General features: G+C 73.6%; 16 protein-coding genes. 7 read left to right on the top strand and 9 right to left on the bottom strand.

Features of this window, described 5'->3' with window-relative positions; translation table 11 throughout:
• Window positions 1-15: 15 nt before the first annotated feature.
• The 4 genes from FRANEAN1_RS09630 (at window position 16) to FRANEAN1_RS09615 (ending at window position 3,030) form a co-directional block, all read left to right on the top strand.
• The gene (locus tag FRANEAN1_RS09630) at window positions 16-1,125 is read left to right on the top strand and encodes a CaiB/BaiF CoA-transferase family protein (RefSeq protein WP_020459564.1); all 1,110 of its coding nucleotides are present in this window, start codon (window positions 16-18) and stop codon (window positions 1,123-1,125) included.
• Window positions 1,098-1,853, top strand: coding sequence for a TetR/AcrR family transcriptional regulator (locus tag FRANEAN1_RS09625; protein WP_020459563.1), 756 nt, complete (start codon window positions 1,098-1,100; stop codon window positions 1,851-1,853). The genes FRANEAN1_RS09630 and FRANEAN1_RS09625 overlap by 28 nt, the downstream gene beginning before the upstream one ends.
• On the top strand, window positions 1,850-2,650 hold the full coding sequence (locus tag FRANEAN1_RS09620; RefSeq protein WP_347177211.1) for a sulfite exporter TauE/SafE family protein: 801 nt from the start codon (window positions 1,850-1,852) through the stop codon (window positions 2,648-2,650). Before FRANEAN1_RS09625 ends, FRANEAN1_RS09620 begins: the two co-directional genes overlap by 4 nt.
• Before the next feature lie 167 nt (window positions 2,651-2,817).
• Window positions 2,818-3,030, top strand: coding sequence for a hypothetical protein (locus FRANEAN1_RS09615; RefSeq protein ID WP_020459561.1), 213 nt, complete (start codon window positions 2,818-2,820; stop codon window positions 3,028-3,030).
• A gap of 169 nt (window positions 3,031-3,199) precedes the next feature.
• Here the strand turns inward: FRANEAN1_RS09615 and FRANEAN1_RS36885 are convergent, their stop codons facing one another.
• Entirely contained in the window at window positions 3,200-3,898 is a 699-nt protein-coding gene (locus FRANEAN1_RS36885) for a DUF4232 domain-containing protein (RefSeq protein WP_347177053.1), read from the bottom strand.
• A gap of 680 nt (window positions 3,899-4,578) precedes the next feature.
• On the opposite strand from FRANEAN1_RS36885, the gene FRANEAN1_RS09605 reads away from it, so the two are divergent.
• Both FRANEAN1_RS09605 and FRANEAN1_RS09600 read left to right on the top strand, forming a co-directional pair.
• Window positions 4,579-6,303, top strand: coding sequence for a hemolysin family protein (locus FRANEAN1_RS09605; protein ID WP_020459559.1), 1,725 nt, complete (start codon window positions 4,579-4,581; stop codon window positions 6,301-6,303).
• Window positions 6,300-7,346 (top strand): hemolysin family protein, encoded by a 1,047-nt coding sequence (locus FRANEAN1_RS09600; RefSeq protein WP_020459558.1) that lies wholly within the window; start codon window positions 6,300-6,302, stop codon window positions 7,344-7,346. Before FRANEAN1_RS09605 ends, FRANEAN1_RS09600 begins: the two co-directional genes overlap by 4 nt.
• Before the next feature lie 111 nt (window positions 7,347-7,457).
• Here the strand turns inward: FRANEAN1_RS09600 and FRANEAN1_RS09595 are convergent, their stop codons facing one another.
• From FRANEAN1_RS09595 to FRANEAN1_RS09580, 4 genes are all read right to left on the bottom strand, one after another.
• Entirely contained in the window at window positions 7,458-8,786 is a 1,329-nt protein-coding gene (locus FRANEAN1_RS09595) for an ABC transporter substrate-binding protein (protein ID WP_020459557.1), read from the bottom strand.
• A gap of 227 nt (window positions 8,787-9,013) precedes the next feature.
• Window positions 9,014-9,364 carry a hypothetical protein gene (locus tag FRANEAN1_RS09590; protein ID WP_049795612.1) on the bottom strand — a complete coding sequence of 117 codons (351 nt, stop codon included), beginning with the start codon at window positions 9,362-9,364 and terminating at the stop codon, window positions 9,014-9,016.
• 32 nt (window positions 9,365-9,396) lie between these two features.
• Complete coding sequence (locus FRANEAN1_RS09585; RefSeq protein ID WP_020459555.1) at window positions 9,397-10,119, bottom strand: TetR family transcriptional regulator; 723 nt, start codon at window positions 10,117-10,119, stop codon at window positions 9,397-9,399.
• 101 nt (window positions 10,120-10,220) lie between these two features.
• Window positions 10,221-11,039, bottom strand: a complete 819-nt coding sequence (locus tag FRANEAN1_RS09580) for a class I SAM-dependent methyltransferase (protein ID WP_020459554.1) — start codon at window positions 11,037-11,039, stop codon at window positions 10,221-10,223.
• A 513-nt stretch (window positions 11,040-11,552) separates the two neighbouring features.
• Between FRANEAN1_RS09580 and FRANEAN1_RS09575 the strand changes: the two genes are divergently transcribed.
• Window positions 11,553-14,351: a serine/threonine-protein kinase gene (locus FRANEAN1_RS09575; RefSeq protein ID WP_020459552.1), complete on the top strand. Its 2,799-nt coding sequence runs from the start codon at window positions 11,553-11,555 to the stop codon at window positions 14,349-14,351.
• A gap of 256 nt (window positions 14,352-14,607) precedes the next feature.
• On the opposite strand, the gene FRANEAN1_RS09570 is transcribed toward FRANEAN1_RS09575, so the two are convergent.
• The 4 genes from FRANEAN1_RS09570 to FRANEAN1_RS09555 all read right to left on the bottom strand — a co-directional run bounded on the left by FRANEAN1_RS09570 (window position 14,608) and on the right by FRANEAN1_RS09555 (window position 22,946).
• Window positions 14,608-17,481 (bottom strand): Hsp70 family protein, encoded by a 2,874-nt coding sequence (locus tag FRANEAN1_RS09570; protein ID WP_020459551.1) that lies wholly within the window; start codon window positions 17,479-17,481, stop codon window positions 14,608-14,610.
• A gap of 286 nt (window positions 17,482-17,767) precedes the next feature.
• The gene (meaB, locus tag FRANEAN1_RS09565) at window positions 17,768-18,757 is read right to left on the bottom strand and encodes a methylmalonyl Co-A mutase-associated GTPase MeaB (RefSeq protein WP_041255707.1); all 990 of its coding nucleotides are present in this window, start codon (window positions 18,755-18,757) and stop codon (window positions 17,768-17,770) included.
• A gap of 5 nt (window positions 18,758-18,762) precedes the next feature.
• Entirely contained in the window at window positions 18,763-20,985 is a 2,223-nt protein-coding gene (scpA, locus tag FRANEAN1_RS09560; protein WP_020459549.1) for a methylmalonyl-CoA mutase, read from the bottom strand.
• On the bottom strand, window positions 20,985-22,946 hold the full coding sequence (locus tag FRANEAN1_RS09555) for a methylmalonyl-CoA mutase subunit beta (RefSeq protein WP_020459548.1): 1,962 nt from the start codon (window positions 22,944-22,946) through the stop codon (window positions 20,985-20,987). Before FRANEAN1_RS09555 ends, scpA begins: the two co-directional genes overlap by 1 nt.
• Between the last annotated feature and the right edge of the window lie 34 nt (window positions 22,947-22,980).

The raw sequence follows: 22,980 nt of genomic DNA, 5'->3' as shown, positions 1-22,980 counted from the left end.
ATCTCTGGAGGAAGCGTGACCGGTCCGCTGAGCGGATTGCGGGTCGTCGAGCTCGCCGGCATCGGCCCCGGCCCGCACGGCGCGATGATCCTCGCCGACCTCGGCGCGGACGTCGTGCGGATCCAACGTCCCGAGCTGGGCGACGGGCCCGACGACCTCCAACTGCGCGGCCGGCGCATCGTCCGGGTGGACCTGCGCTCCGCCGACGGACGGGAGCAGGTGCTGGGCCTGGTCGAGCGGGCCGACGTGCTCATCGAGGGCTACCGGCCGGGCGTGACCGAGCGGCTCGGCCTCGGCCCGGCGGACTGCCAGGCCCGCAACCCCCGCCTGGTCTACGCGCGGATGACCGGGTGGGGGCAGACCGGCCCGCTGGCCAACCGCGCCGGTCACGACATCAACTACATCTCGCTGACCGGTGCGCTGCATGCCATGGGCGAGGCCGGGCAGCGCCCGCCGGTGCCGCTGAACCTCGTCGGGGACTACGGCGGCGGCTCGATGTTCCTGTTGGTGGGGATCCTCTCCGCGCTGCTGGAACGCGAGCGGTCCGGCGAGGGCCAGGTGATCGACGCGGCGATCGTGGACGGCACCAACGTCCTGACGCAGATGATGTGGGCCTGGCGTGGCATGGGCGACTGGCACGGGTTCGGGGACTGGTCCGATGAGCGCGGGGTGAACCTGCTCGACGGCAGCCGGCCGTTCTACGACACCTACACCTGCGCCGACGGCCGTTTCGTGGCCGTCGGGCCGCTGGAGCCGCAGTTCTACGCCCGGCTGCTGGAGGTGCTCGGTCTCGCTGACGCGGGCCTGCCCGACCAGTTCGACCCGACTGGGTGGCCGGTGCTGCGGGACGCCTTCACCAAGGCCTTCGCCGCCCGCACCCGCGACGAGTGGACGGAGATCTTCGCGGACACCGACGCCTGCGTCACGCCGGTGCTGAGCTTCGCCGAGGTGCAGGACCACCCGCACATGGCCGACCGCGGCGCCGTCGTGCACACCGACGGGATGGCCCAGGCGGCACCCGCGCCGCGCTTCTCGCGCAGCACCACCGCGCTACCGGGCCGCGCGGTCGTCGGCGACCCGGCAGCGATCATGGACGAATGGGCGAAGCCACCGTCAGCGGGCTGAACCGGGCTGAACCGGGCCGGGCCGGACGCAGCCGGGGGGCGGGGGCGCGTCCCGAGGCCGTGCTGGCCGCGCCGGCCCGCGGAAGTACCCGCAAGCCGGTCCCGCCGGGGCGCGAACATGCCGGCGGATCGCCGGTGGACTGGCGCAGTTACGACCCGCCGGACCTGCACCCCATCCTCGCCGGCGCGCTGGCCGCCTTCTACGAGCACGGCTACCACGGGACCACCGTGCGCGACATCGCCCGCCGCGCCGGGGTGACCGTCCCCGCGCTGTACTACCACTACGCGAACAAGCAGGGCATCCTCGTCGCGCTCCTCGAGATCACCGTCACCGAGGTCAACGAGCGGGCCGGCGCGGCCGTCGCCGAGGCCGACGACGGCCCGGTGCCCAGGTTCGCGCGGCTCATCGAGGCCGTCGTCCTGTTCATGTCGAACCGGTTCACCCTCGCCTACCTGGACACCGAGCTGCGCTACCTGGAGCCGGTGAACCGCCGCCGGTACGCGACGCTGCGCAAGAAGCTCGAGAGCCTGCTCGTCGAGATCCTCGCGGACGGGAAGGCGACCGGTCAGATGACGGTCGACAGCCCCCGGGACACCGCCCGCGCGCTGCTGGGGATGTGCCAGGCCATCGCCGGCTGGTACAACCCTGCCGGCGAGCTGTCCCCCGCGCAGATCGCCACCCGCTACGTCGACATCGCGCTGCAGACCGTGGGTGCGGTGCCGCGCTGACCGGGGCCGACGTCGCGCTGCTGCTCGGGGCCGGTGTCCTCGCCGGGATCACCAGCACGGTGGCGGGCCTGGCGTCGCTCGTCTCCTATCCGGCGCTGCTCGCGGTGGGCCTCGAGCCGCAGGCCGCGAACATGACGAACTCGGCCGCGCTCATCTGCGTCGCGCTGGGCGCGGCCGCGGGTTCACGTCCCGAGCTCGCCGGGCAGGCGCGGCGGGTCGCCCGCTACGGCGCGGCGACGTTGGCCGGCGGGGCTGCCGGGGCGATCCTGCTGCTGACCACCCCCGCGCGGGCCTTCGAGCTCGTCGTGCCCTGGCTGATCCTCGGCGCGGCCGTGCTCCTCCTGCTCTCGCCGCGCATTGTGAGCGCGGCCGGCGGCGGTGCCGGCACGGCCGAGGGTGCCAGCGTGGATGGCGGTGCCGGCGGCCCGGCCCGGGGCGAGCGCCCGGCAATGCTGCTCGCCGTGTTCGGTGTCGCGGTCTACACCGGTTACTTCGGCGCGGGCGCGGGCGTCGCACTGCTGGCGATCATGGCGATCGCGATCCCGGAGTCGCTCGCCCGGGTCAACGCTGTGAAGAACGTCGCGTCAGGCTTCTCGAACGCGGTGGCCGCCGTCCTCTTCGCCGCGCTCGGATCGGTCGTGTGGGGAGCCGCCGTGCCGCTGGCCGCCGGGCTGCTGGCCGGCGGGGCGATCGGGCCCCGGATCGTCCGGGTCCTGCCGGCGCCGCTGATGCGCTGGATCGTCGCCGCGGCCGCGACCGGACTCGCCGTCTCCCTGGCGCTCGACGCCTACACCTGAACGCACAGGCCGGACGTGCGACCCGGCTCACCCGGAACCGCCCATCACGCGAATGCGCGACGGAACAGCCCCAGGTGACGTCAACCGGGACATGAGGATTAGAGCGGACGCGACCGGGTATTCGCCAGCGCAACGGGAAACCAGCCCCACCGAAGAAGGAGCCCCCGATGGCAACCCGGGTCCGCACCCGTGCCTACAGCAGCGTGAGTCTCGGATTTCTCGTCTATCTGGCCATCGGCCTCATCATCACCATCAGCCAGGACTACTGGGACGTAACCGACTGGGACGGCGCGACGCTGCGTCATTTCTTCACCGCGGCGGTGGCGACGCTCGCCTGGCCGCTGTCCATCTTCTACACCTTCGGCCTGACCCCGCGGTGATTCCGGGAGTCCGGGCGGCGCGAGGCCGCCCGCGGCTCCGCGGACGTTCGACCCAGGGCGGTGGGAGGTCCGCGGGGTCACCACGAGCAGAGTGGTGACCCCGCGGACGTCGCCGTCGCCGCACCCGCGCGCACCCGATCGCAGGCCGGACCGGTGGCCGGGCACGACGTCAGGTGGACGGGTGAGCCCCGGTGAGCGTGTGGTCGGGGATCGGGTCTCCGGGGAACGGGTCGCCGGGGAACGGCCGGAGCGCTGTGACGCGCAGTGCGGCCCACTCCCCCGCGGAGAACCCGCCGGCCTCGGTGAACCCGGCGACCTTGAGCACACCGTCCCCGCCAGGCGGGATGACCGACATGCCGGCGGCCTCCGCCCCGGCCGACCGGCCCGCCACGAGACCCGCGTTGGTCCCGCTGAGGCCCGCGGCGGCCCGCTGCCCTGACCAAAGGATCACTGACGGGCCACGCGGCCCGTCGGCCACCGCCGGCGCCCCCACGGCGGCGCCGGCCGCATCCACCTGGAAGACCGCTGGATACCCGGCGAGGGCGCACGCCCCGTTGCCCTGGTTGGACAGCACGAGGTCCGCGTGCACCTGGCCCGCGCCGCCCTGCGCGCCGGTCAGCTCCGCGAGCAGATCCCCCGGTGAGCAGGCCTCGATCGGCCCGGCATCGGCGGGCCCGGTGTCGGCCGGCACGGCTTCGACCGGGCGGGCCGCTGCCACGGCCAGCGCCGCGGCAGGAGCGCCGAGCCCGACGGCGAGGCCGACCGCGAGCCCGGTGACGAGCACACCGGTGACCGCGCACCCGGAAGGGACCCGACAACATTCGACCAGTCTCGACGACATCGCGGCGCGGACAGGCCTGTCCGACACGGAGAATTTCTTTTCCGGCCCGTATTCCGACACCGCGGAGAATCCGGCCGTCTCGGCGAATCCGCCGGTCTCGGAGAATCCGCCGGTCTCGGAGAATCCGCCGGTCTCGGCAAATTCCGTCGCCTCGGGAAATCCGGTGGGCCGGGCCGGGAGAACCGCCCGGAGCCGTCGATGGGTGATCCCCGCCCGGCACATCGCCAAACGGCCGTGGGTGGATGAAGAAAGACGCATGACGCCCTCCCGGATCCCCCGATCTGTGGGCTCCGCACCGGCATGCCGCCGCGTGCCGATCATGTTCCCCGCCGGAGGCCGCGCCACACCCGTCCGGTGGAGGCCCGGCCGCGCCGCGCCGGGGCGGAACCGTCCGAACCGGGCTTCGCGGCCCCTGAAGGCGGGCCCGGTCGCGGCGGACCGGCGGCCGTCGCCGGACTGCCCGCCCGCCCGTTCGACGCCGTACCACGGCGTAGCCCCTGGACCGACACACATCCCACAGGCCATGGTGAAACGGTCCGCTTCCGGCGCGCGTTGAACCAGCTCGACGGGGGTAGGCAGGTCCGCAGGGCGGCCACCGAAGACCGGCGGCCGCCTTACCCGACGGAAGGGATCATGAAAAGCTCCGACGACGCCGGATGTAGTTCCGGCCGACCCACGCGTAGGGAAGCGCCCGCGGGGGTCGATCGGTGACAGAGGCGCTCCTCCTGCTCCTCAGCTTTGCGCTAGTCATCGTATGTGGCATCTTCGTCGCGGCCGAGTTCGCCTTCGTGACGGTGGACCGGCCCACGGTCGAGCGCTCCGCGGCGGACGGCGACAGCCGCTCGGCGGGCGTCCTCACCGCACTGCGAAGCCTCTCCACCCAGCTCTCCGGCGCACAGCTGGGCATCACCATCACCAACCTGGCGATCGGCTTCCTCGCCGAGCCCGCCATCGCGGACCTACTTGAAGGTCCCGTCACGACTCTGGGTGCCTCCGAGGGCCTGGCACGTGGTCTCTCCGTGGCCCTGGCACTCGTGCTCGCGACCGCGTTCACGATGTTGTACGGCGAGCTCGTCCCCAAGAACCTGGCCATCGCCAGGCCGCTGGGGACGGCGCGCGCCGTCCAGCGTCCGCAACGGCTGTTCACCCGGGTGACCAGCCCGGTGATCCACTCGCTGAACAGCACCGCGAACGCGCTGCTGCGGCGGGTCAACGTCGAACCCCAGGAGGAACTGGCGTCGGCACGTTCCCCGCAGGAGCTGTTCTCGCTGCTCGGCCGGTCGGCCGAGCACGGAACGCTGCCGCGGGAGACGGCGACGCTCATGCAGCGCTCGCTGACCTTCGGCGACCGGGTCGCCGAGGACGTGATGACCCCCCGGATGCGCATGCAGTCGATCGACGCGGACGCCCCCGTCGCCGAGGTGATCAGCGCCGTCCGGCGGACCGGGCACGCCCGGTTCCCCGTCATCGGCGACGGCAGCGACGACGTAGTCGGCCTGATCCATGTCAAGCACGCGGTGAGCGTGCCGGAGGAGCGGCGCGACACGGTACAGGTGCGCACCGTGATGATCCCCGCGGCGACGGTGCCGTCCTCGATGCCCCTCGAGCCGCTGTTGGAGACGCTGCGCTCGGGCGGCCTGCAGATGGCGATCGTCGTCGACGAGTTCGGCGGGGTCGACGGCCTGGTGACGGCGGAGGACCTCATCGAGGAGATCGTCGGTGACGTCGTCGACGAGCACGACCGGGTCAGCCCCCGGGCGCTGCGCCGCCGGGACGGCAGCTGGCTCGTCTCGGGCCTGCTGCGGCCGGAGGAGGCCAGTGAGGTCACCGGCCTGCCGATCCCGGCCGACGACGCCTACCAGACGCTGGGCGGCCTGATGTCGCGCACCCTCGGGCGTATCCCCGGCACCGGCGACACGATCGTCCTGGACGGCATCCGCTACGAGGTCGAGCGGATGGACGGCCGCCGCGTCGACCGCATCCGGCTCGACCCGCGGGGCGACGCCGCGACGAACCCGGCGCGGGCCGACATCGCGGAACAGCCCTCGGGCGAGGCGCCAGCCACGACTCCGCCACCCGCGACCCCGGCGGACACGAAGGCCACCGACGAGAATCCACCGACCGTAGCGCCAGCGACCACAGCGCCGGCAGGCACGGCGTCGGCGAGCACAACGGCGGCGGACGCGGCACCGACGGGCGCGGCGCAGGCAGACACGGCCCCGCCGACGGGCACAGCGCCAGCGGTGGGCACAGCGCCAGCGGCGGGCACAGCGCCAGCGGACACAGCACCGCCGGACACAGCACCGCCGGCGGGCACGAAGCCGCCGGGCACCGGGCCTGGACGGGCCCGCGGCCGGGACCGCGCTGACGACGCGGGTCGGCGCGGGCGCACGCGGTCGGTCTCAGCCGGGGTCAGGGAGTCCGAGCGATGAACGACGTCCTCGCGCTGGCCGTAACCGTGCTGCTGCTCGCCGGCAACGCCTTCTTCGTCGGGGCCGAGTTCGCGATCATCTCCGCCCGCCGGGACACCATCGAGCCGATGGCGCTCGCCGGTTCCCGGGCGGCGAAGGTGACCCTGAAGGCGATGGAGAACGTGTCGCTGATGCTGGCCGGAGCCCAGCTCGGCATCACGGTCTGCACGCTCGGTCTGGGCGCGCTGAGCGAGCCGGCCATCGCGCACCTGTTGGAGGGGCCGTTCGAGGCCGTGGGCCTGCCGCTGTCGCTGCGCCATCCGGTGGCGTTCGCGATCGCGCTCGCCGCCGTCACCTACCTGCACGTGGTGATCGGTGAGATGGTCCCGAAGAACATCGCGCTGGCCATGCCGGACCGGGCGGTCCTGCTGATGGCCCCGCCGCTGGTCGCGGTCGTCCGGGTGGTGAAGCCGGTGATCTCGATCCTCAACCGGATCGCGAACCTCTCCCTGCGGGCGGCTCGGGTCGAGCCCAAGGATGAGGTGACCAACGTCTACACGCGCGACGAGGTGGCCGGGCTCATCGAGGAATCACACCGCGAGGGCCTGCTGGCGGAGGACGAGCACGACCTGCTGACCGGCGCGCTGTCGTTCGACGAGCGCACCGCGCGCAGCGTCCTGCTCCGCCCGGACAGCCTGGTCACCGTGCCGCCGTCCATCACGCCCCGCGAGGTCGAGCGGCTCGCGGCCGACACGGGCTTCACCCGGTTCCCGGTCCGCGGGGACGACGGTGACCTCGCCGGCTACCTGCACCTCAAGGATGTCCTGGAGAACCGCGAGGACCGACGTTCGGCCCCGGTGGCGGCCAAGTGGATCCGGCCGCTGGTCCGCGTCGGGGCGGACGACAGCCTGCGCACGGCGCTGGCCACCATGCAGCACTCGGGATCGCACCTGGCCCGGCTCTCCGACGGCGAGGGCCGGATCCTCGGCCTGGTGGCGCTGGAGGACATCCTCGAGGAGCTGGTGGGCGAGATCCGCGACGAGGCGACCCGTCAGCGCGCCTGAAACCGGCGGGGGCGGTGCCGGGCGGGCGCTGGGCCGGCTCAGCGCCCGCCCGTCGCCGGGTGCCGGGCAGCTGAGCTGACGGACGGACGGACGCGGGCGGGCGCGCGGCCGTCAGCTCAGCGCCTCGCCGCAGAGGGCCATGGGCATCTGGACCTGGAAAGCGTCCGCGGCCGGGGACACTCGGACCACGCTCACGCAGGCGGTGGGCGCGGACTTCACCGCGAGGTCCACAGGCCTGGGCAGCAGCCCGTCCGCGTCGTAGTCCGCCACCTTGCGCAGCGCGGCGATGTAGCCCGCGCGGGTGGGGCACGGACCGGCCTCGACGAGGCCCCGGAGGAAGAGGTCGGCGGTCATCCAGCCGACCAGACCGGTGGTCTGCTCCCGGCGCTCGATCTGGGGGGCGTAGCGGGACATCGCGTCGAGGTAGCGCTCGTGCGCCGGGGTCCCCGCCTCGAAGGGCACGAAGTCGACGAGGAAGAAGCTGCCGGCCAGGCCCTGTGGACGGCGATCGAGCAGGCCGGGGTCGTACCCGATCGGCACCATCACGACCTTGATGGTCGCCCCGGCCTGCCGGGCGGCGGTCGCGACGTCCGCGAGCGCCTGCGGGGGCACCACTCCGGTGATCATGTCGGCGTTGGCCGCGCGGACCCGGGCCGCGACGGCGTTCAGGTCGAAGCCGGTCGGCGTCCAGTCGATGGTGTCGACGACCTCGACCGAGCCTGCGCGCAGGCTGTGGGCGATCCGCTCGTCGATCTGCCCCGAGGCGGGGATCTGCTCGGTCCGCAGCAGGACGGCCCGGGTGGCGCCGTGCGCACGGGCGAACACTCCGAAGACCGAGTTCCCGAGCTGGCCGCCGAGAACGTTGGAGTAGCCGAAGGCGTTGTCGCCGCTGGCGGTCAGATCCTGGCCGATGGTCGGCACGCCGCGCTCGGCGAGGTAGCTCACCGCCTCGGTCGCGATGCCGCTGGTGCCGACGATCGCGAAGACCTGGTCACGGTCGACGAGCAGGCGGGCGCCGCGCAGTGCGCCGTCGGACGTCGACTCGTCGTCGCGCCAGTCGTACCGCACCTGCCGCCCCTGGATGCCGCCGGCACCGTTGACGACCCCGAGCCTGGCGTCGATGCCGGCCCGGAACGCGCGGGACAGCGGCGAACCGGAGCCGGTGTCCGGGTAGAGGGCCCCGAAGCGGACCTCGTCGGGGGTGACACCCGGCGTCGGCGCGCACGTGGCGCGGGCTCCGGACGTCTCGTCGGTACTACTGGCGACGCACCCGGTGAGCAGGATCGACCCGGCCACGCCCAGCCCGGAGGCGACGGCGGCGATCCGCCGCAGTGGGCGGAGCCGGGGCGCCCGGCGGACCGGGACCCGCTGGGGCGGGCCGGTCCGGTCGACCCGGCCGGCCTCTCGCTCGCGCCCGGCGGGAGTCGGTCGGGTCGTCATCGGTCTCTCCTGATGTCCGGGCGCCGCGACAGGTGCGGGCGCCGCGATGCGCGGGCGGGCGGAACCTCCTGGGCCGGTCCGGCCCGAACACGACTCCGGCGCACCGGGAAAGCCGGCACGCCGGAAAAAGGGATAGACCGGGATACTAGGTACGGCTAGGGGCAAACCGTACAACATCACGGCCGCCAGGCCCAGCGCCCGCGGCTGGACCGGCCCGCGTCGACTCCTCAGTCGATGGGCCCGACCGGGCGCGAGTCCGCCAGCGAGCCCCACAGGTCGACCCGGACGAAGTAGACCTGCTGGATCACCTGTAGCCCGACAAACGTGACCACCGACAGCACGGATCCGAGAGCGGGAACCACGTCCACCGGCAGGGCGAGCGCCATCGCGAGGCGCACCGCGGCGTCGACGAGCAACCCGGCCCCCCACGGCGTGCGGGCGAGCAGAAGCGCCGGGCCGGGCGCGATTCCCCCGCCGCGGAGCAGGTAGTAGGCGGCGACCGGGACGACCAGGTCGACGGCGACGGCGGAGACCTCCCGGCCCGGCGTGGAACGTGCCGCCGCAGGCTCCGGCGGCATGGGTGGGCCAGGCGGGCCAGGCCGATCGGCCGTCACGGTGGCCCCTGCCCGGGCCGCGGCGAGCCCTCGGTGGCGGCGCGCGGCGTGTGCTCGGAGTCACCCGTGGGAACCGGGCCGGAGTCGGCGCGGGTCGCCCGTTCGAAGAGGGTCGCCAGCTCCCGCGCGTAGGCGGCGACGTCCAGCGCGGGATCGCCGGCCAGCAGGAACGTCGGACCCTCCACCGAGCGCTGGACCGTCGTCGCCATGACCTGGACGTCGAAGGCGCGGAACTCACCGGTCTCCTGGCCCCATCGCAGGATCCGCTCGACGGGCGAAACGGCCGCGCGCTGCGTCTCCGGGCCGTAGGCGAGCGCGCCGTTCATGAAGATGTCGAGCAGCGCCCGCATCCGCGTCCGGTGCGCCCCGGTGAACTCCACCTGCGCCTCGATGAAGGCCCGCAGCGCCTCGCCGGGCGTCCGGCGGCCGTCGAGGCGGGCGGTGAGAAAGGTGGCGATCTCGGCGTAGATCGTCTCGACGATCCGCTCGACGAGCTCGGTACGGCTGGCGAAGTGGTAGGAGATCAGGCCCTTGCTGGACAGCCCGGCGTGCCGGGCGATCTCGGCGAACGAGGCCGCCGCGTAGCCCCGGTCGGCGATCACCTCGATGGCGGCCTCGACGATCTGAGCTCGCCGGGCGCTCTCGGTGAACGTCCGTCCGCCCCCGGCGGCTCCAGTCCCGCCCGGGGCCGGCGAATCGGCGTCACGTTTTGCACGCACGAACAGATTCGTGCTCAGCCGTGCAAGACCCGTCGCCGACGACCGGAACCGTCATCGGCAACCGGAGCCTCCGGCGGCATCACAAGGTCAGCGGCGCCCGGTCAGCGGCGCGGACCGGAGGCGACGATCACCGCCATCGACGGGGCCCACCAGTAGCTGCAGTCCGCTGGCGGACGCAGGCCGTCGACGACCCGGACCGAGAACGTCTCGAAGTGCTTCAGCAGCGCGCGCTGGTGGCGGCGGGAGAGGGAGTCGATCTCGTTCGAGTAGTAGGTGAACGACCCGTCGCCCGTCAGGTGCGCGGCGGCGTGCGGGAAGAAGTGCTCGGCGAACGTCGCGTCACGCACCACATAGTCGTCCACCTCGCGCTCGTCCAGCGGATAGGTGTCGAACAGGATGCCGTCGAACCGGCCCAACCCCGGCAGGGCGTCCTGCCAGCGCCCCGGCACGATCTCGACCCCCTGCCGCCCGTCGGCTCCGGCCCAGGCGCGCGCCGTGGTGGCGACGTCCGCGTTCGCCTCGATGATCGTGTGGGTCGCCGGCCGCAGCTCCTGGATGAAGCCCGCAGAGATACCGAGGCCGAAGCCGACCTCGCACACCGAGCCGCCGGGACGGGTGGCCGCGCGCGCGAGCGCCAGCATCAGCGGGCGCTCCCAGGTCTGCATCACCTCCTGGCCGGAGACGAGCAGGGTGCCGCCGGTGACGGTCGGCGTGGCCTCGTCGACGGCGGTGTCGATCTTCGGACGGGTCACGCCCGGGACCATGTGCGGGGCGGCCTCGTCGAGCGCGTCGACGTCGGCGACGAAGTCGTCCAGCGCCCGGCCGAGCAGCCACCGCCGCGGCTCGTCGGCCACCGGCGCCAGCAGCGTCTCCGACGTCGGGGTGAGCGTGACCTCGAACTTCGCTGCGCGGCGGAGCACGTGACCTCCCAGATCGACACCATCGGGGCGAACCGGCCAACGGTCGCACGAAAGAACGCGCCGGTGGACGGCCGGGATGCACGGTATCCGCCATCAGGCACTGATCCGACCGGTTCGGCCGGGTCCGAGCGACGAGAGCCGCCGAACCCGGCGGCTCCGCCGGGTTCACCACGAGCAACGAATAGGCCTGCCAGACCTGGGATCTCGCTAACCGGCGTGCCGTAGGATCAGCTTGGTGCGGTGTGCACGGATGATCGTTACCGAGCGACCGCTGCTGGCTGACCGCTGCCGAGTGATCGTGTGCGGATGTCGTTCAGGCGGCTGGCAGCACGGAGCGATCATCAGTGTGGCTCGTAGGTCGGAAGATCGGCGGGCGGCGCACTGGCCGACCGGGTGGGGGCGGCGCTCGAGTCCGTCGCACAGCGCGCCGGGCGGTGGCGCCGGGCCTGCCCGCGCCGGGTCGTCGACCTCGGCAGCCCGCGGCTGCCGTGACAACCGCAGGAGTGGGGCCGCGTGACCGGAGCTACGCCACCACCGGTGTCCGGGAACACCGCGCGCCCGTTGCGGTCCGAGGACCCGGTACAGCTCGGCGCCTACCGGGTGGTGGGCCGGCTCGGCCAGGGCGGGATGGGCGCCGTCTTCCTCGGGCAGGCGCCGGACGGCACCGCCGTCGCCATCAAGGTGATCCGCCCCGAGCTGGCCTCCCGGCCGGAGTTCCGCGCCCGCTTCGCCCGCGAGACCGAGAGCGCCCGCCGGGTCCGCCGCTTCACCACCGCGGCCGTGCTCGACGCCGACCCGCACGGGCCGCAGCCGTACCTGGTCACGGAGTTCGTCGAGGGCCCGACGCTCTCCCGCCACGTGGCCGCGCGCGGCCCGATGCGGCCGGCCGATCTCGAACAGCTCGCGGTCAGCGTCGCCACCGCGCTGTCGGCCATCCACGCCGCCGGCATCGTGCACCGCGACCTCACCCCGGCGAACGTGCTACTCTCCCCGGTCGGCCCGAAGGTGATCGACTTCGGGCTGGCGCGTGAGTACGACACGGTCAGCGACCTGTCCCGCAACGTGAAGCAGGCGATCGGCACGCCCGGCTACATGTCGCCGGAGCAGATCCTCGACCTGCCGATCACCGCCGCGGTCGACATCTTCGCCTGGGGATCAATCATGATCTTCGCGGCGACCGGGCACCCGCCGTTCGGGCAAGGCCGGATGGAGGCCGTCCTCTACCGCATCATCAACGAGCAGCCGCAGCTCGACGGCGTGACGGGCGAGCTGCGCGAGCTCGTCGAGCTCGCCATGCGTAAGGACCCGACCACCCGGCCGAGCGCCGAGGAGCTGCGCGCGTCGCTGATGGGCGGGGTGGCTATCCCCGACCGGAGCGCGGCGCCCGGGCCGCCGGGCGGCGCCGAAGGCACGGCCGGGGCGCCCCGCGGCCGCCGCTGGTCCCGCGGCGGGCGCCGCGACCGCGCGCAGACAGCCTCGGGAACCGCCGCCGGCGCAGCCGCCGGAGCGGCCGCGAGCGGGCCGGTCGGACCAGGCGACGTGTCCGGAGCAGGCGGAACGCCCGGAGCAGGTGCTGGCGGAGCAGGTGCTGGTGGAGGCGGGAGCGCTGCCGGAAGCAGGAGCGGGGGCGCTGTCGGAGGCCGTGGCGGGAGCGGAACCGCGGCGGCGGCGCTCGGGCCGCTGACACACGCGCCGCGGGCCGGTGCCGGGCCCGCGCTGGGCACCCCACCGCCGGCGTCGTCGTTTCCGGGTGTCTCCTCACCGGGCTCCGCCCAGCCCCGCACACCGTCGGGACCGATCTCCCAGCCGCCTCCATACCCGCTGTCACCCGCACCCCAAGGCCAGGGCGGCCAACCGGCCGGCGGCCAGGGCACCGGCGGGCCGGGGTGGTCGGGGCCGGTGCCCGCGGGGCCGCTCGCGCGACCAACCGAGTCGTCCGGGCCGGTGTCACCGGCGCCGGGTGCCCCGGCCCCGGCCGGCTCCGGCGAAGGAGCGGGTGCCGATCCGTCGCAGGGCGCGGAGTCCGGCCACGGGTCCAGGCGCCGCACCATGGTCCTCGCCGGGTTCGCGGCGCTACTCGTCGCCGCCGTCGTCGTACCGATCGTGACCCTCGGTGGCGGCGGTGACGACGGGTCGAGCGCGGACCGCGAGGCCATCGCGGCGCACCTCGCCGCGACCGCCGCGGCCAGCCGCGCGCAGGACCCGGCGCTCGCCGCTCGGCTGAGCCTCGCCGCCTACCGGATCGCGCCCGTCCAGGCCGCCGAGGACGCCATGGTCGCCTCGTTCGCAGGTGCGTCCGCGGTGCGCACCCCGGCCTCGGACGTCCCCTACGGGGATATCGCCATCAACCCCGCCGGCACCGTCCTCGCCGCCACCAGCGCGGACGGCGTACTCCGGCTGTTTCGGCTGATCGACGGCGGCGAACCGGCGCTGATCAGCGAACGCCGCTCGGACGACCCGTCCGACGGCATCGCGTTCACCGGCGACGGCACGCGGCTCGCGACCGGCGGAACGCAGAGCGCGGCCCGCCTGTGGCAGGTCACCGATCCGGCGAACCCCCAACAGGTCGCCCAGCTGGACGGCCTGTCCCGTCCCGTTCACGTGGCGCTGTCCGCGGACGGATCGCTGCTGGCCGCGGCCGCCCAGGACGGCACGTTCGGTCTGTGGAACGTCTCGAACCCGGCCGCGCCCGCGATGCTGCGCCTCCAGCTCACCACCGCCGTGATCACGGACATGGCCCTGACCCCGGACGGGAAGCTGCTGGCCACCGCGGGCATCGGTGGTGACGTCCAGCTGTGGAACATCACGGACCCTCGTAAACCGGTCCAGGCAGGGGTGGCGTCCGGCGCGGTCGGCGCGGTGAATGCCGTCACCTTCAGCACAGATGGCCACCAGATGATCACCGGTGGCGACGATCGCACCGTCCGTGTCTGGGATGTGCGCGACCCGATGGCCGCCCATATCACCAGTGAGCTGCACGGTCACACGGCCCCGGTCAACGCCGTCGTGTTCGGTGCCGGCGGCCAGCCCGTCAGCGGTGACCAGGCGGGCGTCGTCGCCTACTGGGACACCTCGAGTGCGGCGCCGATGGTCCAGGTGGGCAATCTGAAGAGCTCAGTCCTCGCCCTGGCGACGGACGCCGCGGATGACCGCCTCGCACTGAGCACCGAGTCCGGGCAGGTCGCGGTGTGGTCGACGGACGCCGCGAAGCTCACGACGATCGCCTGCGCCGACCCGGACGCCCGCATCAGCCGGGCCGAGTGGGAGCAGCGGATCAGCGAGCTCCCGTTCCGGGACCCGTGCACCGTCTGATCTCGCCACCACCTGATCTCCACCGCGGGCTGATCGCCGCCGCCCGATGTCCGTCCGCCGCGGGCTGACCCGGCGGGAACGACATCCCGGTAGGAACGACATCCCGGCAGGCACCGCAGCCCGACGGAAACCGCGAAGGGCGTCCACCGCGGGCATCGCGTGCCTGCGCGGCGGACGCCCTTCGCGGCGAGCCGGCGGAGCTGTGTGACTGACGGCGCCGCGGTTCCGCGGAACCGCGGCGCCGTGGACGCACGGGTCAGGCCGTGACGGGTGGTACTCCCTTTGTCAGCTCGTCGACGCGGGCCACGTTCTCGTCGATCGTGCTCTTGGTCCGCGGGACGTAGTGCGCGTCGAAGGCGATCTCCTCGCCGTTCTCCATGTAGTAGCGCATGAACGCGGCGGCCGCGGGCTTCTGCAGCGAGTCCTTACGGGCGTAGACGAACACCGGCTTGCACAGCGGGAGGTAGAAGCCCGTTCCGGCCGTCACCGCGTTCGGTTCGACACATCCCTCACCGTTGTCGATCTCCAGGCCCCTCAGTCGGGGCCCGAAGGTCTCGAACGTCGGGAAGTCCAGGAAGCCCATGGCCAACCGGTCACCGGCGACGTCGTTCGCGACCCCGCTCAGGTCGGTCTCCTGGTACTGCCGGGACCGGGAGCTGGAGTCGTTCACCGTCGAGTTGAACACCTGCGCCTGGACGGTGTTCCGGGACGGCCCCACGAACGTGATCGGCTCGTCCGGGAAGGACGGGTCGATCTGGTTCCACCGGTTGATCGTCGAGCCGGCGTCCCAGACCTTGCGCACCTGGTCGAGGGTCATGCAGCGCGCCCAGGTGTTCTGCGGGTTCACCACGATCGGCAGTGTGTGGTGCGCGACCTCGAACCCGACGATCTGGTCGGCGCAGCCGGGGTCCTTCGAGAAGGACGGGTCGAACTCGAAGGACGCGCCGGCGATGTCGGCGCCGCCCGCGCAGAGCTTGGCGAAGCCGTCCTCCGTCGTCGACGCCTCGACGTTCACGGTCACGTTCTGCTGAACCTTGCGGAACCCGGCGTAGGCGGTCTCGGTGATCGGCGCGACCTCGCTGGAGCCCGCGACGAGCACCGTGTTGGGTCCGGGTGTCGGGGCCGCGGGCGGCGCGGTCGTCGCCGCGGGCGGCGGCAGCGTGGCGGCGGGCGCGGCGATCGGCACGATGCCGTTGGACGGCGTGTCGCCGCCGCCTCCGGTCAGCACGATGCCCAGGGTGGTGCCGGCGGCGACGAAGACGATCGCGGCCACGGCCGCGGCGATCGTCGCGCGGGACCAGCCGCCGAACAGCCCGCCGCGCGGGACGGCCCGGGTGCCGGCGGAGCTCCCGCCGAACGTTCCGGCCTGGGACGGTGTCGGCGCGGCCGACTGAGGATCACCGCCGCCGGCGGTCCCAGCGATCCCGGTGACTCCGGTGACTCCGGTGGTCGCGGGCGCTCCTGTCGTCCCGGGGCCGCCGGGCGTGGCGACCGCCTGGGTGCGGTCGCCGCCGGCCGACGAGCCGGCCGCCACGGTGTGCGCGGCGTCGCTGTACGGGTACGGGCTGCTCCCCCAACCGCCCTGGTACCCCGCGCCAGCCGGCTCCCCGGTGGACGTCGCGCCTGTGGACGTCGGCCCGGTGGGTGGCGGGGCCGTGGTGGGTGGCGGTGTTCCGTGGCCGCCGCGGGAGATCAGGGTGTCGTCCGCCGAGCCGCCGTGGTGGCCGATCGCCGTGGCGTCGGGGTCGGCGGCGGGCGGCTGTCCCGTCCGGTCGGGCCATGAGGTGTAGCCCAGGCTGGAGGCGCTGACGCCGGCGGCCGCTCCCCCGAACACCGCCCCGCCGGGGGGAACCGGCCCGCTGGACGTGTCGCCGTCACCGGCGGCCGGCCCGCCGGTCGACGCCACCGCGCCGGGCGGCACTGACCCGACCGGCGGCACTGACCCGACCGGCGGGACCGGGCTCAGGGGCGGGACAGAGCTCAGCGGCGGCGCGGAGAGGATCGGCGGGCTGCTGTCCGGCGGCCGGATGACCGAGGTGACCTCCTCGCGGGAGGACTGGGCGGCCAGCCGCGCGGCGATCAGCGCCGCGCCTGTCGCGATGTCGTCGTCCGAGCCGTACTCCCACCGGCCGACGCTCGGGAACGCCGCCCGCATCTGGGCGGCGACGATCGGCATCCGCGCCGCGCCGCCGTAGAGGAGCACGGAGGAGAGATCCTCGGGGGTCGCCTCGCCCGTTCGGAGGGTCCGCCGGAACGCCCGGACCGTGTCGTCGACGACCGGCGCGACGAGGGTCTCAAGATCCGCGCGGCGCAGCACCACCGACGTCGCGGGCAGGCCGGGGAGCGCGAGGGCGACCTCGATCTCGTCCTCCTCCGCGAGGTACTCCTTCGCCTGGGCGCACTCCTCACGCAGCCGGGCGAGTGCCGCGGTGACCGCGGGATCGGAGCGGTCGAGCCGCTCCCGGCCGGCGCCGGCCTCGGCCAGCACCCGCTCGACCAGCAGCTCGTCGAAGTCGGCCCCGCCGGCGTGGTTCACTCCGACCGATGTGCCCAGCTGCTGGAACCCGAACGGGCTGAACGAGAGCACCGCCGCGTCGAAGTGCCCGGCGCCGAAGTCGTAGACCCCGACGAGGTCGACCGTGCGGGTCCCCGAGCGGCGGGCGAGCAGGGTGCCGATCGCGTCGGCGGCCGCGCAGGTCGCGACGGGTGCAGAGACGTCCGAGAGCTGGCTGACCGCGGACGCGAACACCTCGCGGCGGTGTGCGGGCCAGAAGGCGGGATGCGCGACGACGATCTGCTCGGGCTCCTCCCCCCGGGCCGCGACGACCTGCCCGACCAGGTGGCCGACCAGCCGGGCGAGCAGCCCGTCCGGGCTGTACGCGGCGCCGCCGACCAGCAGGTGGCCGGGCTCGCCGAGCCGGCGCAGGAACCCCCGGGCGGCCCGGTCGGGATCGGTGCGGGCCCGCCTCTCAGCCGAGCGCCCGAACAGCACACCGCCCGTCTGGGGCATGTACAGGACGGACGGCACGGCTCGGGCGCCGCCCAGGGTCAGCACGGCGGGCCAGCCCCCGTCCGTGGCGGCGACGACTGTGGTGGCCGATCCGACGTCGATGCCAAGCTGGTAACCCACTGGTCCTCCGGGTGTGCTCGTTCGCCGCCCGCCACGGCAGGCGATGCACGCCGCGCGGTCCCCCGACCCGCCCCCGATGCCACCCGACACCGTCAGAGCTCAAAACGGGTCGTTTAACTGTCAACGAAACAGGCCGACCGGCACATCGTAGGCGTACAGACCGACTTTTCCCTATCCGGTACCGGACATCGGCGTGGAGCCCCGTGCCGGTGCCGGAAACGCCTTCCGCCGCAGCTCAGAACCGCTCGTGTCGACCGGTCGGGCGCTGCCTCGGCCGCCGCTCGGGCTAACCGGACTCGAATGCCCTGAGGATCGCGTCGGCGGCGAGCGTCGGCGTCAGCTCGCCGTCCTCGACCTGGCGTTCCAGGTCGCCGGTCAGATTCGCGACCCGTGGGTCGTTGTGCAGACGGGACAGTAGCCGGTCGTGCACCATCGCCCACATCCAGTCGACCTGCTGGCGACGGCGGCGGGCGGCGAGCTCGCCGGAGGCGTCGAGGGTGTCCTGATGCTTGAGGACCTGCGCCCACACCGTGTCGAGCCCGGTGCGTTCCGCGGCGCTGCAGGTCAGCACCGGGGTCTGCCACTCCCGCGCGCCGCCCTGTAACAGCCGGATCGCCCCGGCCAGCTCACGCGCGGCGCGGCGCGCGTCGAGCTCGTGCGGCCCGTCCGCCTTGTTGACGGCGATGACGTCCGCCAGTTCCAGGACGCCCTTCTTGATGCCCTGAAGCTGGTCGCCCGTCCGGGCCAGGGTCAGGAACAGGAAGGTGTCGACCATGTCGGCGACCGTGGTCTCGGACTGGCCGACCCCGACCGTCTCGACAAGCACCACGTCGTACCCGGCGGCCTCCATGATGACCATGGCCTCGCGGGTGGCCTTGGCGACGCCGCCGAGGGTCCCCGCGGTCGGTGAGGGCCGGATGAACGCGGCCGGGTCGGCGGACAGGGCCTCCATCCGGGTCTTGTCGCCGAGGATGCTCCCGCCCGTGCGGGTGGACGACGGGTCGACCGCGAGCACCGCCACCTGGTGCCCGGCCGCGGTGAGCGTCGTGCCGAGCGCGTCGATGAACGTCGACTTGCCGACCCCGGGGACGCCGGTGATCCCGACCCTGCGGGCCTTCCCCGCGTGCGGGAGCAGGGTCACCAGCAGCTGCTGGGCCGCCTCCCGGTGGTCGGCCCGGGTCGACTCGACCAGTGTGATGGCGCGCGCGACCCACATCCGCGACGACGCGAGGACACCGTCGACGTACGCGGCGACGTCGACGGGCCGGCGGGCCAGTGCGGTCAAGGCGCCGCGGTGTGGCCGAGCTGGTCGGACAGCGTGGCCAGCAGCTCGATCGCCGCGTCCGCGATGACCGTGCCAGGCGGGAAGATCGCGGCGGCACCGGCGGCGCGCAGCGCGTCGAAGTCCTGCGGCGGGATGACCCCGCCGACGACGACGAGGATGTCGTCGCGTTCGAGCGCCGCCAGCTCCTCCTTCAGCGCCGGGACCAGCGTGAGGTGCCCGGCGGCGAGCGAGGACACGCCGATGATCTGGACGTCCGCCTCGACGGCCTGGCGGGCCACCTCGGCCGGCGTCTGGAACAGCGGGCCGACGTCCACGTCGAAGCCGATGTCGGCGAAGGCCGTGGCGATCACCTTCTGGCCGCGGTCGTGCCCGTCCTGCCCCATCTTCGCGACGAGGATCCGTGGGCGCCGGCCCTCGGCCCGCTCGAAGGCCGCCGCGGCCTCGCGGGCGGCGACGATGTTGCCGGCTGGCCCGGCCTCATCCCGGTACACACCCGAGATCGTACGGATCTGACCGGAGTGCCGCCCGTACACCTTCTCCAGGGCGTCGGAGATCTCACCCACGGTCGCCTTGGCGCGGGCGGCGTCGACTGCCAGCGCGAGCAGGTTGTGCCCCAGGTCGGACGGCCGGCTGCCGTCGCGGGCCGCGTCGGCCGCGGCGGTCAGCGCGTGCAGCGCCGACTCGACGGCGGCGGTGTCACGTTCCTCGCGCAGCCGGCGCAGCTTCTCGATCTGACCGACCCGGACCGCCGAGTTGTCGACCTTCAGGACGTCGATGGCCTCATCCGCGTCCACCCGGTACTTGTTGACCCCGACGAGCGGCTGGCGTCCGGCGTCGATGCGGGCCTGGGTGCGCGCCGCCGCCTCCTCGATGCGCATCTTCGGGATGCCGGCGTCGATCGCCTGCGCCATCCCGCCGGTCGACTCGACCTCGGTGATGTGCGCCCAGGCCTTGCGGGCCAGGTCGTAGGTGAGCCGCTCGACATAGTGGCTGCCGCCCCACGGGTCGACGACCCGGGTGGTACCGGACTCCTGCTGGAGCAGCAGCTGGGTGTTGCGCGCGATGCGGGCGGAGAAGTCGGTGGGCAGCGCCAGCGCCTCGTCGAGGGCGTTGGTGTGCAGCGACTGGGTGTGCCCCTGGGTGGCGGCCATCGCCTCGACGCAGGTGCGCACGACGTTGTTGAAGACGTCCTGGGCGGTCAGCGACCATCCGGAGGTCTGCGAGTGCGTCCGCAGCGACGTCGAACGGGCGCTGGTCGGGCCGAACTGGTTCACCAACCGCGCCCACAGCAGGCGCGCCGCGCGCATCTTGGCGACTTCCATGAAGAAGTTCATGCCGATCGCCCAGAAGAACGACAGCCGGGGGGCGAAGGCGTCGATCTCCAGGCCGGCACCCAGACCCGCCCGGATGTACTCGACGCCGTCCGCCAGCGTGTAGGCGAGCTCCAGGTCGGCGGTCGCGCCCGCCTCCTGCATGTGGTAGCCGGAGATGGAGATCGAGTTGAATCGCGGCATCCGCTTCGACGTGTACGCGAAGATGTCCGAGATGATCTGCATCGACGGCTGCGGCGGGTAGATGTAGGTGTTGCGGACCATGAACTCTTTGAGGATGTCGTTCTGGATGGTGCCGGCGAGCTGCTCCGGTGCCACCCCCTGTTCCTCGGCGGCGACGATGTACAGCGCCAGGACCGGCAGCACCGCGCCGTTCATGGTCATCGACACGCTCATCCGGTCCAGCGGGATGCCGTCGAAGAGCTGGCGCATGTCGTAGATCGAGTCGATGGCCACGCCGGCCATGCCCACGTCGCCGGTGACCCGCGGGTGGTCGCTGTCGTACCCGCGGTGGGTCGGCAGGTCGAAGGCCACCGAGAGGCCCTTCTGGCCGGCGGCCAGGTTGCGTCGGTAGAAGGCGTTCGACTCGGCCGCGGTGGAGAACCCCGCGTACTGGCGGATCGTCCACGGCTGGGTCACGTACATCGCCGGGTACGGGCCGCGCAGGTAGGGGGCGATGCCCGGGTAGGTGCCGAGGAAGTCCAGGCCGGCCGTGTCGGCCGCGGTGTACAGCGGCTTCACCGCGATGCCCTCGGGGGTGTCCCAGGTCAGCGCGTCGGCGTCCTTGCCGGTGGCCTGCTCGAGCGCGACCCGCCACTGGGCCTCGTCGGCGTCCGCGCCGCTGGGTGCTCCGAGCGCGATCTCGGCGAAGTCGGGGATCGATGACATCAGGCCACTCCCGCCTCTGCGAGGGTCGTCCGCAGCACCTCGACGGCGTTGCAGCCGGTGAAGACGTACCCGCTCACGCCCGCCGCGGCGTCGGTCTCCGCGCGCGAGCCGGCCTTGCCGGCCAGCCAGACCCGCGTGGCCCCCGCCGCGTGCAGCGCCTCGGCCACCGGGGCCACCCACTCGGCGTACACCTTGTCCCCCGAGCACAGGCAGGCGACCTTCGCGCCGGACGCGGTGAACGCGGCCGCGATCGAGGCCGGATCCGTGCCCGGGCCCGAGTCGGGCGTGGCCAGGCCGCCGGCCTGGAACAGGTTCGCGGCGAAGGTCGCGCGGGCGGTGAACGCCGAGGCCCCGCCGATCGTGGCCAGGAAGACCGCGGGCCGGGCGCCGGTGGCGGCGGTGTGCGCGTCCGACCGGGCGCGCAGCGCCTCGTAATCCTGGTCGTAGGTGACGGTCGGCAGCCCGTGGCCGCCACCGGCCCCGGTCGTTCCGGTCGCCGTCGTGCCGGCCTCGGTCGTGCCGGTCGCGGCCGTGGCGCCGGACGGGCCGGTCTCCGCCGGGGCGGGCGGCCGCTCGGGGAGCTTCTCACCCAGGTTGGGGAACTCGCTGACGCCGGTCAGCGGATCACGCCGGTGCGCGATCGCGTCCGCACGGGCCGCCCAGGTCGCGGCGAGGCGGGCCCGCAGCGAGCCGTCCGCCAGCGTGGCCGAGATCCCTCCGGCACGCTCGATCTCAGTGAAGACCGCCCACGCCGCCTCGGCGAGGGAGTCGGTGAGCGACTCGACGTACCAGGAGCCCCCGGCCGGGTCGATCACCCGGATCAGGCTCGACTCTTCCTGCAGCAGCGTCTGCGTGTTCCGCGCGATCCGACGGGCGAAGTCGTCGGCGAGCCCGAGCCTGACGTCGAAGGGCAGCACGGTGACCGCGTCCGCGCCGCCGACCCCCGCCGCGAAGCAGGCCACGGTGGTGCGGAGCATGTTCACCCAGGGGTCACGGCGGGACATCATCGCGGACGAGGTGACCGCGTGCTGACGCTGCACCCGCTCCGCGGGCGCGGCACCGCACACCTCCGCCACCCGGGCCCACAGCCGCCGCGCCGCCCGCAGCTTGGCGATCGACAGGAACTGGTCGGCGCTCACCGCGTAGCGGAACTCGAGCTGGCCGAGGGCCTCGGCCACGCCCAGCCCGGCGTCGGTCAGCTCGCGCAGGTAGGCCACACCGGTCGCCAACGAGGCGCCGAGCTCCTCGGCGTCGCTCCCGCCGGCGTCGTGGTACGGCCGGGCGTCGACGACCAGCGTCCGCAGGCGTGGGTACTCGGCGGCGACGCGTGGGGCGAGCGCGCGGGCCACGCTGAAGTCCGGCGCCGCCCCGGTGCGCGCCGCGAGCCCCAGCGGGTCCGCGCCGAGCACGCCGGTGAGCTGGGACGCCGGAACACCCCGCTCGTCGGCCAGCGCCAGGAACGCGGCGACCGCCTCCCCGGTGAGCGTGCCCGCGTCCAGGACGACCGGAGCGAGGTCGAGGTAGACATCCCGCAGGATCTCGGCGAGCCCGTCGAGAGGCAGGCCCGCCGGACCGAGCCGCAGCCACAGCGAGGTGACGCCGTTCTCCAGGTCGGCGAGCACCGCCTGGCCGCCGGCCTTCGGGCCGGGGTGGGCGTGCAGCGCACGGACGTCCCAGCCGTCGGTGTTGGCGCCCTGTGGCCGGCCGCCGCGGACGAACGGCGCCAGCCCCGGCAGGCCCGCGCCGGCCGCGCCGGCGGCGTCCGCCGCGTCGTAGAGCGGACGGATGCGGATGCCCTCGTAGGTCGAGGTCGCGATCAGCTCCTCAGCCTCACCCGGAGCGGTGTCCTCGCCCGCAACCCCCGACTTTCGCAGCACCCCGAGGACCAGCCGCCGCCAGTCGTCCCTCGTCGAGTCCGGAAAATCGGCGGCGAGCGCCAGCTCCACCGGTGGAACGGTCATGGGACGGATCGTAGGGGCCCGCGGCCCCACGAGC

Source organism: Parafrankia sp. EAN1pec (assembly GCF_000018005.1).
GTDB lineage: Bacteria > Actinomycetota > Actinomycetes > Frankiales > Frankiaceae > Parafrankia > Parafrankia soli.
Note: the sequence above shows the minus strand (reverse complement) of the source record. Positions and strands in the feature narration are given on the sequence as shown.

Bases quoted from the DNA above. Each gene is read 5' to 3' on its own strand.
- FRANEAN1_RS09625 (WP_020459563.1), top strand. From the start codon at position 1,098: ATGGGCGAAGCCACCGTCAGCGGGCTGAACCGGGCTGAACCGGGCCGG.
- FRANEAN1_RS09615 (WP_020459561.1), top strand. From the start codon at position 2,818: ATGGCAACCCGGGTCCGCACCCGTGCCTACAGCAGCGTGAGTCTCGGA.
- FRANEAN1_RS09600 (WP_020459558.1), top strand. From the start codon at position 6,300: ATGAACGACGTCCTCGCGCTGGCCGTAACCGTGCTGCTGCTCGCCGGC.
- FRANEAN1_RS09595 (WP_020459557.1), bottom strand. From the start codon at position 8,786: ATGACGACCCGACCGACTCCCGCCGGGCGCGAGCGAGAGGCCGGCCGG.
- FRANEAN1_RS09590 (WP_049795612.1), bottom strand. From the start codon at position 9,364: ATGCCGCCGGAGCCTGCGGCGGCACGTTCCACGCCGGGCCGGGAGGTC.
- scpA (WP_020459549.1), bottom strand. From the start codon at position 20,985: ATGTCATCGATCCCCGACTTCGCCGAGATCGCGCTCGGAGCACCCAGC.
- FRANEAN1_RS09555 (WP_020459548.1), bottom strand. From the start codon at position 22,946: ATGACCGTTCCACCGGTGGAGCTGGCGCTCGCCGCCGATTTTCCGGAC.